The sequence below is a fragment of the Mycoplasmopsis arginini genome, assembly GCF_900660725.1.
Lineage (GTDB): Bacteria > Bacillota_I > Bacilli_A > Mycoplasmatales > Metamycoplasmataceae > Metamycoplasma > Metamycoplasma arginini.
In genome coordinates, this window is record NZ_LR215044.1 from 400,958 (window position 1) to 421,548 (window position 20,591).

Below are 20,591 nucleotides of genomic sequence, written 5' to 3' on the forward strand. Positions count from 1 at the left end.
TTTTAGACAATTCATATAGAATAAACAAAATAAAAAAATGCCAGTAAAGGCATTTTATAATCCTAATTCTTCATCAGTTGGAATATTTAAATTAGATCCAACATAAGCAAAAATTTCGGGGCTTTGTTTTAGATATTTACCATCTAGAATTCTTTGAACAGATTCAACTGTATCTTTTAATGAAACATAAACACCAGGTGATTTAGTAAAATGTTCGGTCATAAAAAAGTTTTGAGTGAAAAAGTTTTCAAGTTGCAATGCTTTCTTAACTGTATTCTTACTTTGTTCATCAAGTTCGTCAAAACCTAAAATCATAATAACATCTTCTAAATCTTTGTATGCTTTTAAAATTCTTTTAGTTTCTAAAATTGCTTCAAAGTGTTTTTTACCGATAATTTTTTCATCAACTGAGTTAGACGAAGAAGCTAAAGGATCAAAAGCTGGGAAGATATTTTTAGATGTTTGATTACGTGATAAAACAAGGTTACCATCTAAATGATTAAACACAGCAACAGCAGAAGGGTCACTTAAATCATCCATTGGCAAGAAAATTGTTTGAAATGAAGTGATTGAACCATTCTTATTTTTAAACAATCTATTTTCAATATTAGCAACATCAGATTCTAGAGTTGATTGATATCCTCCAACTGATGGTTTTTTTCCTAATGATGCTGAAACTTCATTTTCTGCTTGAACAAAACGGTAAATGTTATCAATAAATAATAAAACATCATCTTTTTCGTAGTCTCTTAAGTATTCAGCGGCGGTTATACCAATTGGCACAATTGACATTCTGGCTCCGGGAGATTCGTTCATTTTTGAAATATACATCGCTGAATTTTTCATTAAATTAGAAGATTCTAATTCGTTAAATAATTCGATAGCTTCACGTGATCTTTCTCCGGAACCGATAAAAATGTTTGATGTTTTAGTTGATTTTTTATTAACGTTAAAAATAATTTCTTTCATCAAAACTGTTTTACCAACACCAGCTCCACCAAAAATCCCAAGTTTATAACCTTTAATAATTGGCATGAAAAAGTCAATTGCTTTAATTCCAGTTTCAACAATTTCTAAATCATTTTCTAAATATCTTTCTGAATTTATAATCGAATTCATTTCAATATATTTAGGATTTGTTTCACGGTCTTGTAATAATGGCTTACCTTCAAATGAATAAATATTATTTTTTGAATTTGAACCAACAGGAACCATGAAACTTTGTTTTGTGTTAACGACTTCATCGTCGATATTAATTTCTTTTGAAGAATAAATAATAATTGCTCTAACAGTTTGTTCATCAATAATTCTTTTTACTAATAAAAATGTTTTTCCATTATTTGTAGTTAGTAATTGATTGATTAAAGGTAGATTTTGTTTGTCAAATTTTACTTCAACAATGTCTGATCATAATTTAATAATTTTACCCATTATTTATCTCCTAATCTTTTAGCGACTTGTTCTAAATATTCTTGACTAAATTCAACAAATTCATGTTCATATTCTATTTCTCAACCTAGATTTAAATAATCAGAATATTGTTTTAAAGCATAAGCAAAAAAGTCTTTCATAATATGTTCATCATAATTTGTACTTGTTTGAATTGTATTATAAGCATTTTTAGCTTCTTGATTTGTTTCAATTAAAATATCAATAAATTTTAATGCTTTTTCTTCATCCTTAACACCGCGTAAAATGGTTCAAGAAATAAGTTTTGACATTAATAAAACAAATTTATTTGAATATAATGAATATCCTTTTTGGATAAACATTTTATCAATCATTTTACCTTTATATAATAATGCTGCGGTTTCTTTATTTAGTTCATAATCTAAAACTGCTAGCTTTAAATGTCTTTTATATTGTTTAAAAATCTTTCCAACTTCTGAAGCAACTTTTGACATAATTCTATTTTGAACTGAAGAACCTGTTCTTGAAACTGATAAATTAATATTAATAGCTGGTAATACACCTTGAGAAAATAAATCAGCGCTAGTTACAATTTGACCATCAGTAATTGAAATGACATTTGAAGAAATTAAAGAAGTAATATCTCCATCAATTGTTTGTAAGATTGGTAACGCAGTAATAGTTTTTCTACCAACAAATGATCCAGCTCTTTCTAATAATTGTGAGTGTGCAAAGAAGATATCACCAGGCATTGCTTCTTTACCTACTGGTTTATCTGTTAATAAAGCAATTTCACGAATAATGTTAGCATGTTTTGTTAAGTCATCAAAAATAATCACAACATCATCTTTTTCTGAAATGTTTTCAGCATGAGCCATACCTACATAAGGTGCTAAATATTGTTCATAAGCACTTGTAGCAGGAGCATCAACGATAATAGTATTTTTTAATGCATCATTTTCTTTTAAAATATTATAAAGTCTTGAAATACTTTCTCTTTTTTGACCAATCGCTACGTAAACACATTTTGTATTTGTTTTAGCTTGATTTAAAATTACATTAATTGCAATATGAGTTTTACCTGTTTGTCTATCACCAATAATTAACTCACGTTGTCCCTTACCAATTGGAATTAATAAGTCAATAGAAGTAAAACCAGTATATAATTGTTCATTTAATGTTTTTACATTCATTAATTGATGAGCTAATTTAAATGTTGCACTTTCTGGATCATCACTTTGTTTTTTAACAATAGTTTTTTGAGGTAAAACAACATTTCCAAAAATATCAATAACTTTTCCAAAATGTTCTTTTGATGTGAAAATATTTTGTTTTTCTGAAACCTCAATTGTGTCGTTAATTTTCAGTTCTTTATTTTCATTGTTAGCTAATAAAAAGGCACTATCTTTAGTTGCACTAATTAAAATTAGTTTAATATCTTTATTTCTTTCACAAACAAATTGTTGCCCTTGTTCATATGAAAATTCTCCAGATACTTCAACTATGTATCCAAAAATTGAAACAATTTTAGGGTTCTTAATTAATTTGTTATTTTCCATTTTTTTCTCCTTGGCTACTTAAAAAGTAATCTTTTTTAATATATATTTTTAAACTCTCTGTATTGTTTGAAAAATATAAAATTAAGTTAGGTAAAAATTCAACATAATATTTTTCGTTTATTAATTTTTCTAATTCTTCATTATAAACTGCTTCAAAATTATTTTCAAATGATAATGCTTTTTGATCATATAAAATAATTGGAATATTTTGTTCAACACTAAACATTGAATTATTTTCATAATCGATGGCAAATTCTTTGAATTTTAATAATTGTTTTTCTGTTATTGACTTTTTTATCTTTTCTAAAAACTCAGCAACTTTAACATCATCTTTTTTAAAATTATTTTTTAATAAAACAGTTGATAAAAATTTTTTAAAATCAATTATTTCAATATTATTTTGATAATTTTTATCCTCTAATCAAAATAAAATCTTATCTTTATTTCTTTCAATAAAAAATGTTGATTTTTTAGCCATTTTTCTCCTTATTTCTTGTTTAAACAATAAATATAATTATAAACCAAATGAAATAAAAAAGTTAGGTCTTTTTTTACATTATAAAAAAATAACGGCGTTAACCATTATTTTTCTTCAACTGCATACACAGATGCAAATTTACGATTGATTCTGTTTTCGAATTTAACAATTCCATCAATTAAAGCATATAGGGTATCGTCTTTTCCACGACCAACATTGTTTCCTGGAAAAATTTTTGTTCCTCTTTGTCTATAAATAATGCTTCCTGCGGTTACAAATTGACCATCAGTAGCCTTAACACCAAGTCTTCTACCGGCTGAGTCTCTACTATTAGAGGTTGTTCCACCTGATTTCGTATGTGCCATGTCTTATTTCTCCTTAATTTCTGTAATTTGTACTCTTGTATAAGGTTGACGGTGACCTAATTTACGTTTATGTGTTGACTTTGCATTATGTCTATAAACAACAATTTTTTTTGCTTTTCCTTGTTTTTCAATTGTTCCTAAAACAGAAGCAGTTTCTAAATAAGGCGCTCCAATTTTATCTTCAATAGCTAAAACTTTATCAAATAAAACTGTTTCACCTTCATTGCCATCGATTTTTTCTATGTAAATAACATCGCCTTTTTTAACGATTAATTGTTTACCACCAGTTTCGATAATTGCAAACATTTAAAATCTCCTTATATTTTGTCACATCTTTAAGGTACTTTAAAAAAGTTTAAAACCTGTTTAGAATGGTTACTCTATAAGTAACGCTACAATTATACCAAAAAATAATTAACTTTTTTATATATAAAAAACAAGGAAAAAATTTCCTTGCTTTATAAGTTTTATTATTCGTAATCGAAGTCTTCGTCTAGATGTTCTTCAACGTCTAAATCATCGCTTTGATTGTATTCATCTTCGACATAGAATTCATCGCTATTTTCTTCATCTTCAAATTCTAAATTATGTCTTTCATGATCATTATATTCTTGAGTTAGTGTATCTAAATCAATCATATTTTCATCATCAAAATCATTATTGTTTTCATCATCGTTTTCAACAAAATTTGTGAAGTATTTTATTGATGGCTTAATATCGTATTTTGAATGTTCTTCAAATGAATATAAAGCTGTTCCTGAAGGAATTTTTTTACCAACAATAATGTTTTCTTTTAGACCTGTTAGATTATCAGTTCTTGAAGAAATTGCAGCATTAACTAAGATTTTTGATGTTTCTTGGTATGAAGCAGCTGCTAAGAATGAATCTGATAGAAGAGGAACTTGTTTAGCGCCTTTAATTACAACATTACCGTATGCAGGTTTTTTGTTTTCTGATAATAATAAAGCGTTTTCTTCTTGATAGTCAAAGATATCAACAATTGCTCCGGCGAAGAATTTAGATTCTCCAGGATCGCTAATAACAATTTTTGACATCATTTGTCTAATAATGATTTCAATGTACTTGTCACTAATTGCGATACCTTGAATACGGTAAATTCTTTGAATTTCTTTTAGTAAATAATTTTGAACTGTTCTAACGTCAGTTAAAGCTAATAACTCTTTTAGAATAATTGGTCCTTCTGATATTTTTTGACCAATTTTGATTTCGCTGCCCGGTGCAACTCTCAATTTCTTATTAGTATTTACTAAAACAGATTTTTTAACTTTTTCATTATCACTAGTTAGTGTTTCAATTGAAACAATATAGTCATTATCAGTTTTTTCCACTTTCTCAATATCAGTAACAACGCCTTCATATGGAGAAATTGTTGCTGGTCTACCTCATGGTTGTTCATGAGCATCGATTAATTCAATTAAACGAGTGAAACCGCCAGTAATATCTTCAACACCAGCAACACCACCAGTATGGAAAGTACGCATAGTTAGCTGTGTACCGGGTTCACCAATTGATTGAGCAGCAATAATACCAACTGCTTCGCCAATATTAACAACACGGTTTGTTGCTAAATCCTTACCAAAACACATTTTACATACACCGTTACGTGTGTTACATCCTAAAATCGATCTAATTTCAACTTCTTCAATACCTGAATCAATAATTTTTTGAGCAATTTTGCTTGTAATTAAAATATTTCTTTCACAAATTAATTCATTATTTTTATCATAAATTGGTTTGTTTGAAAAACGACCAATAATTCTTTCTTTTAAAGGAACGATAATTTGTTTTGTTTTTGTATCAGCAATATTTCTTGCTAGGAAACCATATTCAGAACCACAGTTTTCTTCTCTTACAACGATGTTTTGAGCAACGTCAACTAAACGTCTGGTTAAGTAACCTGATTTAGCAGTGTTAAGAGCAGTATCGGTTAGACCTTTTCTAGCCCCGTGAGTTGATGAATAGAATTCAAAAGCTGTTAGTCCTTCAATAAATGAAGATTTAACTGGAACTTCAACAGTTGAACGGACAACACGATCATTTTTAGCATCGGCCTTAGTAGTTTTGGTATTGTTAGCCATCAGACCACGCATACCAGCTAATTGAACATAGTTAGAAATATTTCCACGAGCTCCAGAATTGATCATTGTAATAACCGGGTTTTGAGGATTATTCTTAATTATTGTTTGTAATTCTTGTTGAATTTTTTCCTTAATTTCAGCTCATTTTTTAATTGTTAATGAGTATCTATCATCATCAGTAATATAACCTAATTTGTAGTAGTTCTTTAGTTTTCCAATATATTCATCACCTTCAGCAATGTACTCTGATTTCTTTTCTGTTTCTAAAATATCTGAGAATGAAATTGAAATACCTGAAGTTGTTGAATAATCAAAACCTAATTGTTTAACATTGTCTAATATCGAAGCAACAATGTTTGTATATTTAAATCAAACACCATCAAGCATTTTAGCTTTTTCTTTAGCAGAAAATGGAATATTGCTTTGTCCACGATATCTTTCTTCGTTTTCTAAATTTAATTTTTCTTTTTCTTCTAAAACAAATTCAGTTAATAAATCAGCATGATTTTTTTCAAGATTTTGACCTTTATATGTTTTAATTTTTAAAAATTCTAAAACAATATCAGAGTCTTTTAAATCATTAATTTTATCAATAACACTTGCCACATTTGCGATACTAATTGTTGCAACATAATTATCAAACATATAACGAATAATTTTAGCAATGTTCTTTTTATTAAATGCTTCTTGAATTGGTAATGTTTTAATGTATTCAGGAATATTTGTTCCGGCTGAGACAACATATAAATCATTAAATTCATTCTTATATTCTTCTAAGTTAATAGCTTTTGTTACTTTATTATCAAAAATAAATGTGAAGTCTTTCGGAAAGACGTTGTTAAAAATAAATTTACCAACAGTTGAAATTACATAAAGTTGTGTACCAGATGTTGATTTGTTAAATACTTTAGAGTTTTTAACTTCTTGGGCAGGCAACGCAACTCTAGCATGTAGAGAAACTTTTTTAGCTTCCAAGTTTCTGATCATATGATCATAGTTATCAAAAACTCTTCCCTCACCCTTAGCATTTTTTTCCTCAATTGTTAAGTAGTATAAACCAAGAATCATATCTTGTGAAGGGTTGATAATTGGTTCTCCATCTTTTGGGCCCAAAATATTTTTATTAGCAAGCATTAATTCACGGCTTTCTAATAAAGCTTGTTCTGAAATAGGAACGTGAACAGCCATTTGGTCACCATCGAAGTCAGCGTTAAATGGGGTACATACTAATGGGTGTAATCTAATTGCTTTTCCACGTACTAAAACTGGTTCAAAAGCTTGAATTGATAAACGGTGTAAGGTTGGTGCCCGGTTTAAAAGCACTAATCTTCCTTTAATTGCTTCAGCAACATGAGGTCAAATAATTGGATTTTGGTCTTCAATTATTTTCTTAGCATTCTTAACTGTTGTTGCAACTTGTTTATCAATTAAACGCGCTATTATTCATGGTTCAAATAATTTAGCAGCCATTTCACGTGGAATACCACATTGGTGCATTTTTAGACTCGGACCAACAACAATAACTGAACGACCTGAATAGTCAACACGTTTTCCTAATAAGTTTTGTCTAAAACGACCTTTTTTACCAGTTAAAGCGTCTGAAATTGATTTAAATGGTCTATTGTCTTTAGATAAAACAGGATTTGGTGTTCTTCTTTGGTTATCAATTAAAGCATCAACTGCTTCTTGAACCATACGAAGTTCGTTTTGAGTAACAAGTTCAGGAGCATCCTTTTCTTGTCATTCTTGTAAACGATTGTTTCTAATAATTACTCTACGATATAGTTCGTTAATATCACTTGTTGAATGTCTTCCACCATCTAATTGAATTAATGGTCTTAAATCAGCAGGAATAACAGGTAAATTGTAAATTAACATGTTAGTTGGTGATTGTTTAGATTCAATAAATGCATTAATAACTTGTAATCTTTTGTAAAGTTTTTCTCTTGTTTGTCTTGTTGTAGTAGCAAATTTTTCTGGGTTTTTAGATTCTTGTAAATTTAATTGATTAATCTGATCAGTTACATAAGCTTTTTCGGCTTGTAAATCTAATTTTTTTAATAAATATTCAATAGCTCTAGCACCAGTCATGATTTTAGCTTCTGAATAGTGTTGAATAATATCATTTAATTCATAAAAGTCAATACCATATTCTTGACCAATTTTTGAAGTCGCTTTTTCAACTAATTGTTCAATTGTTTCTGAAATTTCTTCATAAGCTTGTTGATGGTCAGGGTTTTTTGGGTCAAAACGAGTTAATAATTCATCTAATGCTTCTTTATAAATAACAGCAGCATCATTGATTTCAATAATTAAGTTTTTAGGTAATGATTTTAAACCACCATCTTCAACAACAATATGGTTTTTGTAATAAATTAAATTTTCTAATTCTTCTCTTCTAACAGTTTCTGAACCGTTTTGACTTGAAATTCTTAAACCTAATAATTTATAAAGAATTGAATGGTCAACCTTAAAGTATCAAAAGTGCACAACTGGACTATTTAATTTAATATGACCCATATGATTTCTACGGGCTATTTTAGGTAGAATTTGAACATTTTCTTTTCGACATAAATCAGTTCTTGTACAGTATGAACCTTCATTGATTTTCTTGTATTTATATCCACAAGTTGGACAACGATAATCAATCATTGGACCAAAAATAATTTCATCAAATAAACCACCTCTTTCTGGTTTATAAGATTTATAGTTAATTGTTTCTGGTTTAGTTACTTCACCATGTGATCAACTTTCTACATCTTCAGGAGTAGCTAAAGATAGAGAAATTTTAGTAATTTTTGATTCATCCAATAAGTCGTATTTTGAATTATTTTTCATTATTCTGTTCCTCCATCTCAATCTTGTTGATATTTAGTGTCAACTCTTTCGATTTCATAATCATTTTCGTCTTTAATATCATCGTGGGCTTCAAGTTTAATTCCTAATCCTCTTAGTTCATAAGCTAAAACGTTAAATGATTCCGGCATACCTGGCTTAGGTAATTTAGTTTTTCTTGCAAGTGAGTTATACAATTGGTTACGTCCGTTAATATTATCTGATTTGTATGTTAATAACTCTTGTAATAAATTAGCAGCTCCATAAGATTCAATAGCTCATGTTTCCATTTCCCCAAATCTTTGTCCACCATTTTGTGATTTACCACCAAGTGGTTGTTGAGTAATTAATGAATATGGTCCAACTGAACGAGCATGCATCTTGTCATCAACCATGTGGTAAAGTTTTAGATAATACATGATTCCAACAGAAATTGGTTGATCAAATGGTTCGCCTGTTCTTCCGTCATAAACAACAGATTTTCCTGAAGAATTAATATTTGCTTCTTCTAAGATTTCTTTAATTTGATTATGTGTAATACCATCAAAAATAGGAGTAACAAATTTTGTATTTAATTTTTTAGCAGCTAATCCTAGGTGTAATTCAAGCACTTGTCCAATGTTCATACGTGAAGGCACACCTTGTGGGTTAAGAACGATATCTAATGGTGTTCCATCTTCTAAGTATGGCATTTCTTCAACTGGTAAAACGATTGAAACAACCCCTTTGTTACCATGACGGCCGGCCATCTTGTCACCGACTTTTATTTTTCTCTTTTGAGCGATTGAAACTTTAACGATTTTTTCAATTCCGTCTTCTAATGTGTCACCGAATTCACGACTTAATACTTCAACAGCAACAACAGTTCCGTTGTGACCGTGTTTAACTTTTAATGAAGTATCTTTTCTCGAAGCAGTCTTTTGACCAAAAATAGCACCCATAAGTTTTTCTTCTGGAGTTGGGTTTTCTTCACCTTTTGGTGATGTTCTACCAACTAAGATATCTCCAGCCGAAACTTCTGAACCAACTCTAACAATACCATTTTCATCTAAATAACGTTTTGAGTAGTTAGAAACATTAGGAATATCAGCAGTTAAAATATCTTCACCAGCTTTTGAATGTCTAAATTGAATTGTTTGTTCTTCGATATGAATAGAAGTATAAACATCGTCTTTAACTAATCTTTCTGATAAAACAACAGCATCTTCATAGTTAAAACCGTGTCATGTAGTAAATCCTACTAAAACGTTTTTACCTAAAGCCATTTCACCATTTTTCATTGATGGTCCATCAACTAATAAATCACCAGCTTTAACTTCTTGATTTAGTTTTACTAATGGTACTTGGTGAATTAATGTACCTTGGTTGGATCTTTCAAATGTTCTTAGGTAATAGTGATCTTTCTTGTTCGATCCTTCTCTTTTAACGATAATAACATTAGCATCAACGTATGTTACAACCCCGTCAAATTTAGCAATAATGTTTGTTGAAGAATATTTAGCAATATCAGCTTCAACTCCTGTTGCAACCAATGGAGCTTCTGGGAATAAAACAGGAACAGCTTGACGTTGCATGTTTGATCCCATAAGTGCACGGTTAGCATCGTCATTTTCTAGAAATGGAATAGCAGAAGCAGAAATAGAAGTCATTTGACGGTTTGAAACCCCAACAAAATCAACTTCATTAGCTGGCACTTCTAGATATTCATTGTCACGACGAACCATAACAAAATCGTCAACAATTTCATCATTTTCGATTTTTACAGTTGATTGAGCAAAACTATAACCTGCTTCTTCAATAGCTGTTAAATAATATGGTTTTGAAAAATCAACCTTTTTATTAACAACTCTAAAGTATGGTGATTTAATAAATCCATATTTATCGATATCAGCAAATGAAGCTAAGTTAAGAATTAACCCGATGTTTGGTCCTTCAGGTGTTTCAATAGGACAAATTCTTCCATAATGGGTAGGGTGAACGTCCCGGACCTCAAATTGTGCGGTATCACGATTTAGACCTCTAGGCCCTAGTGATGTGATACGACGTTTATTAGAAATTTCTGCCAACGGGTTACATTGGTCCATAAATTGTGAAAGTTTCGAGGTGTTAAAGAATGACTTAAATTGATTAAAGATTGGTTTGTTATTAGTTACATTTTTAGGTGTAATTTTTGAAGTTTCTTTAGTTGAAATTCTTTCACGAGTATTTTTTTCTAACTTAATTAATCCAATTCTAAATTGGTTTTGTAATAATTCACCAATTGTAACAATTCTTTTATTTACTAATGAATCGGGATCATCATCAACACCGATGTTAAATAGTAAGTTAAAGTAATATGAAATTGTTGCAATTAAGTCTGGAATTAATAAAAAGTTTTCATCAGCATTAGGATCGTTTCCTAAAACTTGAACTTTATTAATATCATTTATCATGTCATTTTCGGTAGGATATACTCAAACTCTAGGAACAGATAAACGTAATGCTAATTTTTCATTACCAGGAACGTCTAATTGACTTCCATAAACTGAACCTTCAACATCAGGTAATTTTCATAAAGGTAAAATTCCTAATCTAAATTCTTCAGCAATTTTTCTAGCAATTTCTCAAGTAATTAGTAAACCTTTTTGATATTTTACTTCACCTTCCATACTAATAATATTTTCAGCTAAGTAAGTATTTACTAATCTTTCAGCAATATTTAATTTACGGTTTAAAGTAAAACGACCTGTTTCAGTTAAACTATATCTTTTTTCATTAAATAATGTTGAAGGAATTAAATTACGTGCAGATTCTGCAGTCATTCTATCACCTTTTCTAATTAAACGGTAAATAGTTTCTTGTGCATCTCTTGTAATTTCTTCGTCAGTTGTACCAACTGTTTTATCTTTTCTTAAAGTTTCATTTAATTCTGGAATATCGCCAAACATTTTCTTAATACCTTTTTCAGTAAAACCTAAGGCTTTTAAGAAAGTAGTTAATAAAAATGACTTATTCTTATCAATATGAACTTTGATAGTATCTGGGTTAGATGAAGTAGTCTTATGGTATATTTCAACCCATGAACCCACTTGAGGGATGATTTCTACTTTGTTAAACAAGTCATTAGCTTGTTTATTTCTAACGTTCACTCCAAAATAAGCACCAGTTGAACTAATTAATTGTGAAACGATAACTTTTTCAGAACCATTAATTACAAATGATCCTCCATAAGTCATAATAGGAATTTCTGCAAAAACAACTTCTGCAGGTGTAACTTCCCCAGTTTCTTCATTAACTTGTTTTAATTTTGCTTTTAGCTTACCTTGATATGATGAACCTTTTTGTTTTGCTTCTTTAATGCATTCAAATTCTGTTTTATTTGGATATTCAAAAGTTGCTGAATTTTCGATATATTCAATTTTAACTTTTCCACGAGCTTCAATTGGATATATACTTCTTAATTCTTCCTCAACACCTTTTGTTAGAAATTGTTCAACAGAATCTCTTTGCATTTTTAAAAAGTCAGGTGTGTCAAATTTCTTTTGACTAATTGAATAGTCTCTACGTTCAGTAACAGGCCCAAATTTTCTTAAAACGTATTCTGGTTTTTTGCTCATATCTAACCTCATATAAATTATTTTGTTTATTTTATTTTTTAATTATTTTTTTTACACGCTTTAATTTTTTTTACATATACTATATGCGTGTGTATGTGTATGTATATAAAAAAACACAAAAACGGCTTATAACAAGCCCGTTTTTTATGTTTATATTATTAGTCTAAAACAACTTCAGCTTTAACTTCTGCTAATTTAGCTTTTAGTTCTTCTGCTTCTTCTTTCTTAACGTTTTCTTTCAATAATGCAGGTGCAGATTCAACTAATTTTTTAGCGTCCATTAGACCTAAACCTAATAAGTCTTTAACTGCTTTAATAACAGCTAGTTTGTTTCCACCGTCTGATTTTAATGTTACGTTAAATGTTGATTTTTCTTCAACAGCTTCAGCAGCAGCTGGAGCAGCAGCAGCTACAACAGCAGTAGGATCAATTCCGAATTCTTCTTTTAATCCTTCTACTAATTCCATAACTTCTTTAATGTTCATTTCTTTTAATGCTGAAACGAATTCTTCTTTTGTTAATTTAGCCATAATTTTGTCTCCTTAATTTTAATTAATTATTCTGATACTTTTCCTTGTTTAACTAACTCATTTAAACCAATTGCAAGATTCTTGATTGGCGCAAGTAATGAGTTTCCAAGAATCATAAGTGATTCTTCGTATGAAGGAAGTTTTGATATTTCATCTAAGTTTTTTGCATCAACAACTTTGTTTTCGTAGATACCTGCAACTAATTGTAAAGCAGGGAATTCTTTTTTAAATTTCACTAAGGCTTTTAAAGTTGTTAAATCATCTTCTTTTGCAAAAATGAATAAGTTTTGACCAACAAGTAAATCATTTAAAGATTGTTGTTCTGTTGACATTAATGCTTGTTTAAATAAACGGTTTTTGTAAACTTTAATTAAAACGCCAAACTTAGCTAATTCTCTACGAATTGTTTGTAAAGAAGCAACATCTAAAGTTTTGTATGAAGCAACATATAAAGCTTTAGATTCATTTAAGTTTTTAGAAATTTCATCAACAACTAAAACTTTAGCATCTCTTAATGCACTCATTTTTCCTCCTATTAAAATTATTAATTGCAATAATAAAAACTGATAACATACTCGGTAACCTTATTAAGCTTACGCCGTTACTGTCTTCATATATTGCAGTACCATTATAACACAAAGTTTAAAATTAATTAATAATTTAAAAAAATAAGAGAAAATATTCCCTTATTTCGTTATTTCATTAGTTATTTTTTTATAAACTTAAATTCATCTGGTATATTGTCTAAACCGGTTTGGAATAAGTTAGTTTTAACATTTAGGTCTGGATAGATTTTCTTTAATGCTTCACGGTAAGAATTTTTTTGATTTTCTCCACCACCATAAATTAAGTCATATTGTGGTAAATTATATTTTCCATATAATCCTTTATAATCATAGCCTTCTGATCTAAAGGCAGCAGAAATCCCTACACGAGCAGATGAGTTAGAAGCATAAAATACAGAAACTAATTCATTATTTTGATTTCTGATCGATGTTCCTGAAGATCCGCCGGTTGGTGCATAACGACGAGGCATATATGCTAAAGCCATATTAACATATCTTTTACCATTTAGATAATAGAAATCTTTTCCTAGTTTAGGAATTGCAATAAATGTATCTAAAACACCAGGTTTATCAATAAATGAACGATATCCAATTTGATATGATAAGAAACTACCACGATCTAATTTTTCTTTTGGATATGAAGATGGACCATTTTCTGAATCAGTAATTTTAGCGTCATAGTATTCATTTTCACTATTGATTCATAAACTGAAACTGTGTTCTGTTCTTTTTCTTTGGTCATCATCAATATATTGTTTTAAGTAGTAATCTTCACGAGAAGATGGTCATCCAACTGCGTATAAAAAATCTAAATTGTCTGATAATGAACCTTTGATAGGATAATCAATTTTTTGATAATCTTTTAAGTAAGAAGTTTGTTTAAATTTAATATGTTTTTCTTTGTTATTAGCATAATCATTTGTAATTATTTTTGCCAAGTTCTTAGCGAAGTTTGCCGAACCAACTTGTGGATATTTACTAGTAGTATTAATATCATTTGAAGTAGCAAACATTTTATTAATTTTTGTAAAATCAATTTCTAAAACAGCAAAGTCCACAAATTCTTCTAAATCTCCTAAAGTTTCTTTTTGTCTATCACTCAAGAAATCTGATGGTTTTGAATTTAAATAATCAATTCCGTCAAAAACTTTTCTAATTGCATCTGGACTTTCAAATGAAAATCTTGTAATATTATCATCCATTTGTGAAATTCTTAATTTAGATCCAACTTTTAAATTATTATCAATTTTTGTTAGAGAAAAACTAGTTAAATTTTCAGTTAATGCTTTAGCAACGTGCGAGTTAGTTCCTAAATATCATTTTGTTGGATAACCATTTTCATCTAATTGGAAATCCATAATTCAAGCAGTTCCACTTTCAGGAACAATAGTTCTTTTTTCAGCAGCTTTTTCTTTATATTCTTCAATTTTTTGTTTTAAAAAATCAATTTCAGTTTGTCGAGTTCTACTTTTATATCATGCAATCGATTCATCATATTTTTTAAGTTCGGCGGTTTTTTGGTTTTGTAATGACTCGGTTAAATGTTCATCTTGATTTTCTGATATTTTTTTATCTCATTGTTTAGTTACTTTTACTTTTTCTTCTTGAAGTTCTTTAATTTTTTCATCAATTATTTTTTTAAATTCAGCCTCATTAGCATCATATTCTCAATGTTTAATAGATGCTTCAGCTTGTGCGATTTCATCTTTGAAATCTTTAATATTGTGTAAAGTGATTGAGAATGTTTGTTTTGCAATATCAAGGTATTTTTGGTTAACAATAGTTCTAGCTAATCCATTAGTTTTATAAATATCTTGTTTACCTAATGAATCAACTAATGAAGCTTGTTTTCCCATTTCCGGGCCATCAATAATTTCTAAGCCATCTACTTTACCGTCATCACGATATGAGGTTAAAGTAAAACCTTTATAAGCCGCACTTTCATATGAATCTTGACCAACTTCTTGTGCTTTTTGGTTATGAGTAGCAATTTGTTGTGCTGATGCTTTAGCGTGCTCCCTCAATTCATTTCAATTATTAACGCCAGCTGAATATGCTAAATATTTTTTCAATGAATCAACATATTTCTCATTGTCCTTTTTGAAACGATCTCTTTGAGAAAGTGCTATATATTTATCCACTTCACTAGCATTTAAATTATCTGCTATTTTATTATTTGGTTTATCACCGTTATGGTCAGTATTATCAATTGAAGTTTTTAAGCCAGATAAGTTATAGATTTTATTTTTTCTCTTTAATGTTGCTTTATTTTTGAAAACAACATTTAACTGCACGGTTCCTGTTTGATTAGCATTATCTTCAGCAATAACATTTTCAACTAAAAAATTAATTTTGTCATTTAAAGATTCTTTTTTAGCTTTAACACCAATATTTGATGTTGATTTTTGAAGTTCACTAGCATAAAGTTGTTCTTTTTGACGCCCTGTCAAAAAGTTTTCAAACGAAAGAACAAGCTTTTCTTCAGCATTTACTGAAGATGATAATTCATTAACATCTGCTTCAAATTCTTCATCGCTATATTTTATGCCAGGATTTGGTTTTTCTTCAGATTCGTTTTGCTCTTTGATTTTTTTGATGTTAGCAATTTCAGTTTCAATTGCAGTTATTTTACTGTTTAAATTATTTTTCGCTTTTCTTAATTCAATCAAAGAATTTTCATTATTATCTATTAATTTTTGAGCTTCATTCTTTGCTTTTTGACCTTCAGTATAAGCTTGAGAACTGGTTGCATTATCAGCTGCATTAGACAACTGAACTAATAATTGAGATAATTTATCCAAAGATTTTTTAAGTTCAGTTTTTTCTTTCTCTTCATCTGATTCACAAGCAATTAATGATAATGCAGGTGAAACAAATAGCGGCATCGCTAATAAAGAAAGAAAAAGTTTTTTATTATTTTTTTTCTGTTTCATATTATCTTTTTTTCCTATATTTTTTTAATCTAATTAGTTAAATGTTTCATCAACGGCATAAGAAACGGTGTAGCCGTTTGATTGAAGCTGTGTTTTTAGAGCTTCAGCACCTTTTGGCACTTGAATTTCTCTTGAAATATTTGATAAATTAATTAAAGTACTTAAATTAGATAGAGCTGAATTAGTTAAAGTATTTGAACTAGTAATTCTAATCATGTTAGTTAAATTACCATTACTAAATTCAATCTTTGTTGGAGGCATACCTGGCTCACCCAAAGCCATAACAGTATTAAATTGTGCATTATCTAAATCATCACCGCTAATTTCATATCAACTTTTATCATTAAAGAATTTAACATTTTTCAATTTTCTTTTCTTATTTGTTGGTTTAATGTAATCATAGAAAATCATATTTTTTAAAGAACGAATTGATGGCGCTCTTGAAAAATCAAGTCTTGTTGGATAACTATTACCACCTTCATTTGTATCTGGGTTAAGCCCAGGACCAAAACTTCCTTGGAAAATTCCTTCATTATTTCTTACATAATAAACCATTCTTAAACCATTGTTAATTCTTTCAAAACGTTTAGCAGGATCTTTTAGAATATCACTTTCTTCAAATGCAATGGTGTTAAATGTAATTCTTGAAGCAATATCTGCTCCTTGTTTATTTTCTCAACTAACATTATAATCAATAGTGTTAACTCATTCTACATTACGTAATGCTCATGGATTTAATGATCAATCATCTAATAAAGAATTTCCTAAGGTAAATAAGGATAATTCTTTGATTTTTTTATTTTCTAGTTCAATTAAAGAAGAAGTATTTGTTGCACGATGGTCAAAAAATAATTCTAATTGAGGTAACTTTTCTGGTAATGCTCTAAGAATTTCTCTGAATTTTTGGTTAACATCTTTTTTACCCATGTTTTTAATACGATAAGATGTAATTTCAATTCCTTTAGCTTTTAACTGTTCAATTAGATTCTTAGTTTTTTCATAACCTTCAAAATTAGCTGCATCAATTTCAACAACATAACCTTTATTTAGTTTTCCTTCTTCAGGTTTTTGTCTTGTTAATTCAGTAATAACTATTCCATCATTATTTCCAACGTTAAATTCTGCAAACTCTTTTGATTTAGTTACATCTCTCTTAGTTCAACCACGATAGTTTCCATTTGCTATTTCATCTGGAGTTCTACCATAGTAACCTTCAATACCAAAAGCACGTCTTTCTTTGTTATCTCTTTCCATTCTTGTTGTAACGGTATTATAACCAGGCGCTGGATCATAACCATATGAATCAATTTCACCATTTTCATTGATATAAGCATTATCAGGAGATGCAGTATAACCTTCTTTTAGATATTTTTCAGCTCCTTTACCTAATTTTGTGAATTTAGAATAATCTAGATGTTTGATTAATCAAGCATATTTAATATTTTGACTTCTAAATTGTTTTGGCTTGTTATATTCTTTTAAAGCCTCGGGTAACAAGAACTTAACAACATTAGGACTATCTAAAAGACGTTTAAATTTATCCATTAATCTTAATCAGATTGCTTGGTTATTGACAATATTAAGCTCTGGGTCATATTTCTCATTTGGTTCTAATAATAAATCATCAATAAAACCAGGGAAATAATTTTTTAACCCGGATGGTTTATTATCAATTAAATTTTTTAAGGTTGCATCTCTTAACTCTTGAGTTACTTCAACACTCTTTATGTTTCCAACAATAACATTCATATATGGATTAGGATTTGTAATTCCTGCTTCAATATCTCTTGGGTCTAAAGGACGAGAAGGTGCTGGCGTTACTTCGGCTACAACTTTAACTCCATTAATTTCAATAACAACTCTTTCGGTATTCTTTTTAGGTGGAGTTGGTGTTGGTTTTGGTGGAACTGGAGTTGGCTTAGGTGGCACTGGAGTTGGTTCTGGTTTAGGTGGAACCGGAGTTGGCTTAGGCGGAACTGGAGTTGGTTCTGGTTTAGGAGGAACTACAACTGGTGGTTTTGGCACTTCTTTTAATTTATGATCAGCAATTGACACATTAGCATTTGTTGTATCTGGTGTTCCTTTATGAAAAATTTCCGGATTAGCCCCATTTTGATTATTATAATCGACACCGTTTGCATTTTTTTGGTTGGCAGAAAAAACGGCACTCCCAAAAATTGCAGATGCCATTATTACCGAACCTAAAGATAGCAATACTATTCGATTCTTTTTATTTTTTAATAATTTCATATAATTACCTCCCCGTATTAATTCAGAATATGAAATAAAGAAAATTATACTTTAATTATAAATAATTAAATTAATTTAATTTTTAAAAAAGAAAAAAACCTAATTTTTAAATAATCGTTAAATAATCGTTAAATTATTTTTAAAACTAGCCTTTTATAAAAATTAATTATTTATTTTTGCTTATTTTTTCTTCTTTTAATAAAGTACATTGTTGATAAAATCGCAACAACTAATATTAAAACAATTACCGAACTATAAATTAAAATATGTTTCCAATCTTTTTTAGGTGCTTCTTGTGCTTTTGATTTTATTTTTTCTTCAATTTGTTTTAAAATAGATTCTGTTTTAGTTTTAATTTCATTATATTCATCAAGATTTGTTGTGTAAATATTTTTACTGTATTTTTTCAATTCATCAATTAGATCTTTATATTCGGACTCAAGAAAATTAATATCATATTTCTTAGTAATTAATTCTCAATCTTCATTTAATTTTAAGGCATCTTTTGTAGAAATGATTTTTATATTTTCAATTTTTTCTTTAATTAATTCTTGAGCTATTTTCGATGATTCAATCACTTTTAATTGAATTTTTTGATTTATTTTTTTGATTTCATTAACTAGCTCTATTGGAAAATCATAAGGTAATTCAATTTCGGAAATTCAACTATTATTAAATGCCAATGAATTAAATTTATTAATTCCTAAATCTAAAATTACTTTTCTTAAATTATCATATTGACTCAATGTAAAATCACCTAAAATTGATCCTTTTGCAAGTCTAATTTCACTTGCTCCTCCAGGAATAGAAATTACATTTTGTAATTGTTTGTCATAAAGTGGATATATATAATTTTCAGAAAATATAGAAGCAAATCTTTGGTTATTTTCATCAACTTTAATTTTCTTAATATTATTTGCTCTAAATGACTGTTTTTCATCTAAATTAGTTGTATTCTTATGAATCGTCACAACTTTGTTATAGTTAGCCGGAACATTTAAAAGCGTACTATAATCTTTAGAATATAATATTCCATTATAATCACTATATACTTTGTTTTCTTTACTAATATTAAATGATTCAACTAATGATGTACCTGGTTCAAATTCAATTTTTGAAATAGTAGAACTTACATTAATTGTTAATTTTTGATTTGCAAGTGCTTCTCTTTGTGATTCATTGTTTAAAGCATGATTGGAAATCGAAGTTACTTTTAATCCATTAATTTCGCTGGGAATATTCACAACTTTTTGTTCAAGATTATTTATCTTTTTAATAGAAATTCCATGGAAAAATTCATATTCAAATTCTTTAGTTTGTAAAGAAACGCCATACATTTTTTGAGGTTTATGATCCTTTGAAAAATCTTCAATAGTTTTTTCAAAATAAGCTTTTCCTCATGTTGCATCTGAATAAAAAATTTCATTATCGTCTAAAACAATTAAATTTCATTGATGGGCTCCATAAATAGAATTCCCTGTTAATATAACATTAGCAATATCAGCTTCATCTAACATTACTTTATAAAGATTAGAGAAACCACCACAAACTGCTATTTTTCTTTCTAATACTTTAATTGGTTCAATTTCTGGAGCTGGGCCATTATGGGTTGCGTACTTAATATTTTCACAAATTCAATTGTGAATTATTTTTGCTATTTCTTTTTTATTAGTTGTTTTCTTAATTAATTTCTTAACGAAATCTCTTATTACTTCTTTATCTTCACTAGTATATTTTCCAAATGAGTCATCTCAGTTTTTAATATTTTCTAATGAAACTTGTTTAATAAATTCAATGCCAAGTTTATTTTCTGACAAATTTTTTTGATATTGCTCATCTTTAATACTTGTAGAAATAACAAGTAAAGGAGAAAAAGTTGTCGATAATAATATTGTTGGTAATAATAGATTTTTCATAGTAATAATTATAAAAATATTTAGTATTTTTTTAATAAAAAGTTTAAGGCAAAT

At 28.6% G+C, this 20,591-nt stretch carries 12 protein-coding genes; all 12 read right to left on the reverse strand.

Annotated elements, in window-relative coordinates:
- Nucleotides 1–54 precede the first annotated feature (54 nt).
- Entirely contained in the window at nucleotides 55–1,434 is a 1,380-nt protein-coding gene (locus tag EXC38_RS01880; protein ID WP_040543657.1) for an MSC_0618 family F1-like ATPase beta subunit, read from the reverse strand.
- Nucleotides 1,431–2,969 carry an MSC_0619 family F1-like ATPase alpha subunit gene (locus EXC38_RS01885; RefSeq protein ID WP_129694620.1) on the reverse strand — a complete coding sequence of 513 codons (1,539 nt, stop codon included), beginning with the start codon at nucleotides 2,967–2,969 and terminating at the stop codon, nucleotides 1,431–1,433. The genes EXC38_RS01880 and EXC38_RS01885 overlap by 4 nt, the downstream gene beginning before the upstream one ends.
- The gene (locus tag EXC38_RS01890) at nucleotides 2,959–3,447 is read right to left on the reverse strand and encodes an MSC_0623 family F1-like ATPase-associated protein (protein ID WP_060823302.1); all 489 of its coding nucleotides are present in this window, start codon (nucleotides 3,445–3,447) and stop codon (nucleotides 2,959–2,961) included. Before EXC38_RS01890 ends, EXC38_RS01885 begins: the two co-directional genes overlap by 11 nt.
- Before the next feature lie 104 nt (nucleotides 3,448–3,551).
- Nucleotides 3,552–3,812, reverse strand: a complete 261-nt coding sequence (gene rpmA, locus EXC38_RS01895) for a 50S ribosomal protein L27 (RefSeq protein WP_060823303.1) — start codon at nucleotides 3,810–3,812, stop codon at nucleotides 3,552–3,554.
- A gap of 3 nt (nucleotides 3,813–3,815) precedes the next feature.
- Nucleotides 3,816–4,118, reverse strand: a complete 303-nt coding sequence (gene rplU / locus EXC38_RS01900; protein ID WP_004417125.1) for a 50S ribosomal protein L21 — start codon at nucleotides 4,116–4,118, stop codon at nucleotides 3,816–3,818.
- Nucleotides 4,119–4,282: 164 nt separating this feature from the next.
- Nucleotides 4,283–8,749: a DNA-directed RNA polymerase subunit beta' gene (locus EXC38_RS01905; protein ID WP_004417127.1), complete on the reverse strand. Its 4,467-nt coding sequence runs from the start codon at nucleotides 8,747–8,749 to the stop codon at nucleotides 4,283–4,285.
- On the reverse strand, nucleotides 8,749–12,342 hold the full coding sequence (gene rpoB, locus EXC38_RS01910) for a DNA-directed RNA polymerase subunit beta (protein ID WP_129694621.1): 3,594 nt from the start codon (nucleotides 12,340–12,342) through the stop codon (nucleotides 8,749–8,751). The genes EXC38_RS01905 and rpoB overlap by 1 nt, the downstream gene beginning before the upstream one ends.
- A gap of 158 nt (nucleotides 12,343–12,500) precedes the next feature.
- The gene (gene rplL, locus EXC38_RS01915; RefSeq protein ID WP_004417132.1) at nucleotides 12,501–12,872 is read right to left on the reverse strand and encodes a 50S ribosomal protein L7/L12; all 372 of its coding nucleotides are present in this window, start codon (nucleotides 12,870–12,872) and stop codon (nucleotides 12,501–12,503) included.
- Between the two features lie 26 nt (nucleotides 12,873–12,898).
- Nucleotides 12,899–13,396, reverse strand: a complete 498-nt coding sequence (rplJ, locus tag EXC38_RS01920; protein WP_129694622.1) for a 50S ribosomal protein L10 — start codon at nucleotides 13,394–13,396, stop codon at nucleotides 12,899–12,901.
- Nucleotides 13,397–13,578: 182 nt separating this feature from the next.
- Nucleotides 13,579–16,371, reverse strand: coding sequence for an Ig-specific serine endopeptidase MIP (gene mip, locus EXC38_RS01925; protein ID WP_129694623.1), 2,793 nt, complete (start codon nucleotides 16,369–16,371; stop codon nucleotides 13,579–13,581).
- A 33-nt stretch (nucleotides 16,372–16,404) separates the two neighbouring features.
- Nucleotides 16,405–18,621: a putative immunoglobulin-blocking virulence protein gene (locus EXC38_RS01930; protein ID WP_129694624.1), complete on the reverse strand. Its 2,217-nt coding sequence runs from the start codon at nucleotides 18,619–18,621 to the stop codon at nucleotides 16,405–16,407.
- Between the two features lie 170 nt (nucleotides 18,622–18,791).
- Complete coding sequence (locus tag EXC38_RS01935) at nucleotides 18,792–20,537, reverse strand: transglutaminase-like domain-containing protein (protein ID WP_129694625.1); 1,746 nt, start codon at nucleotides 20,535–20,537, stop codon at nucleotides 18,792–18,794.
- Nucleotides 20,538–20,591 lie beyond the last annotated feature (54 nt).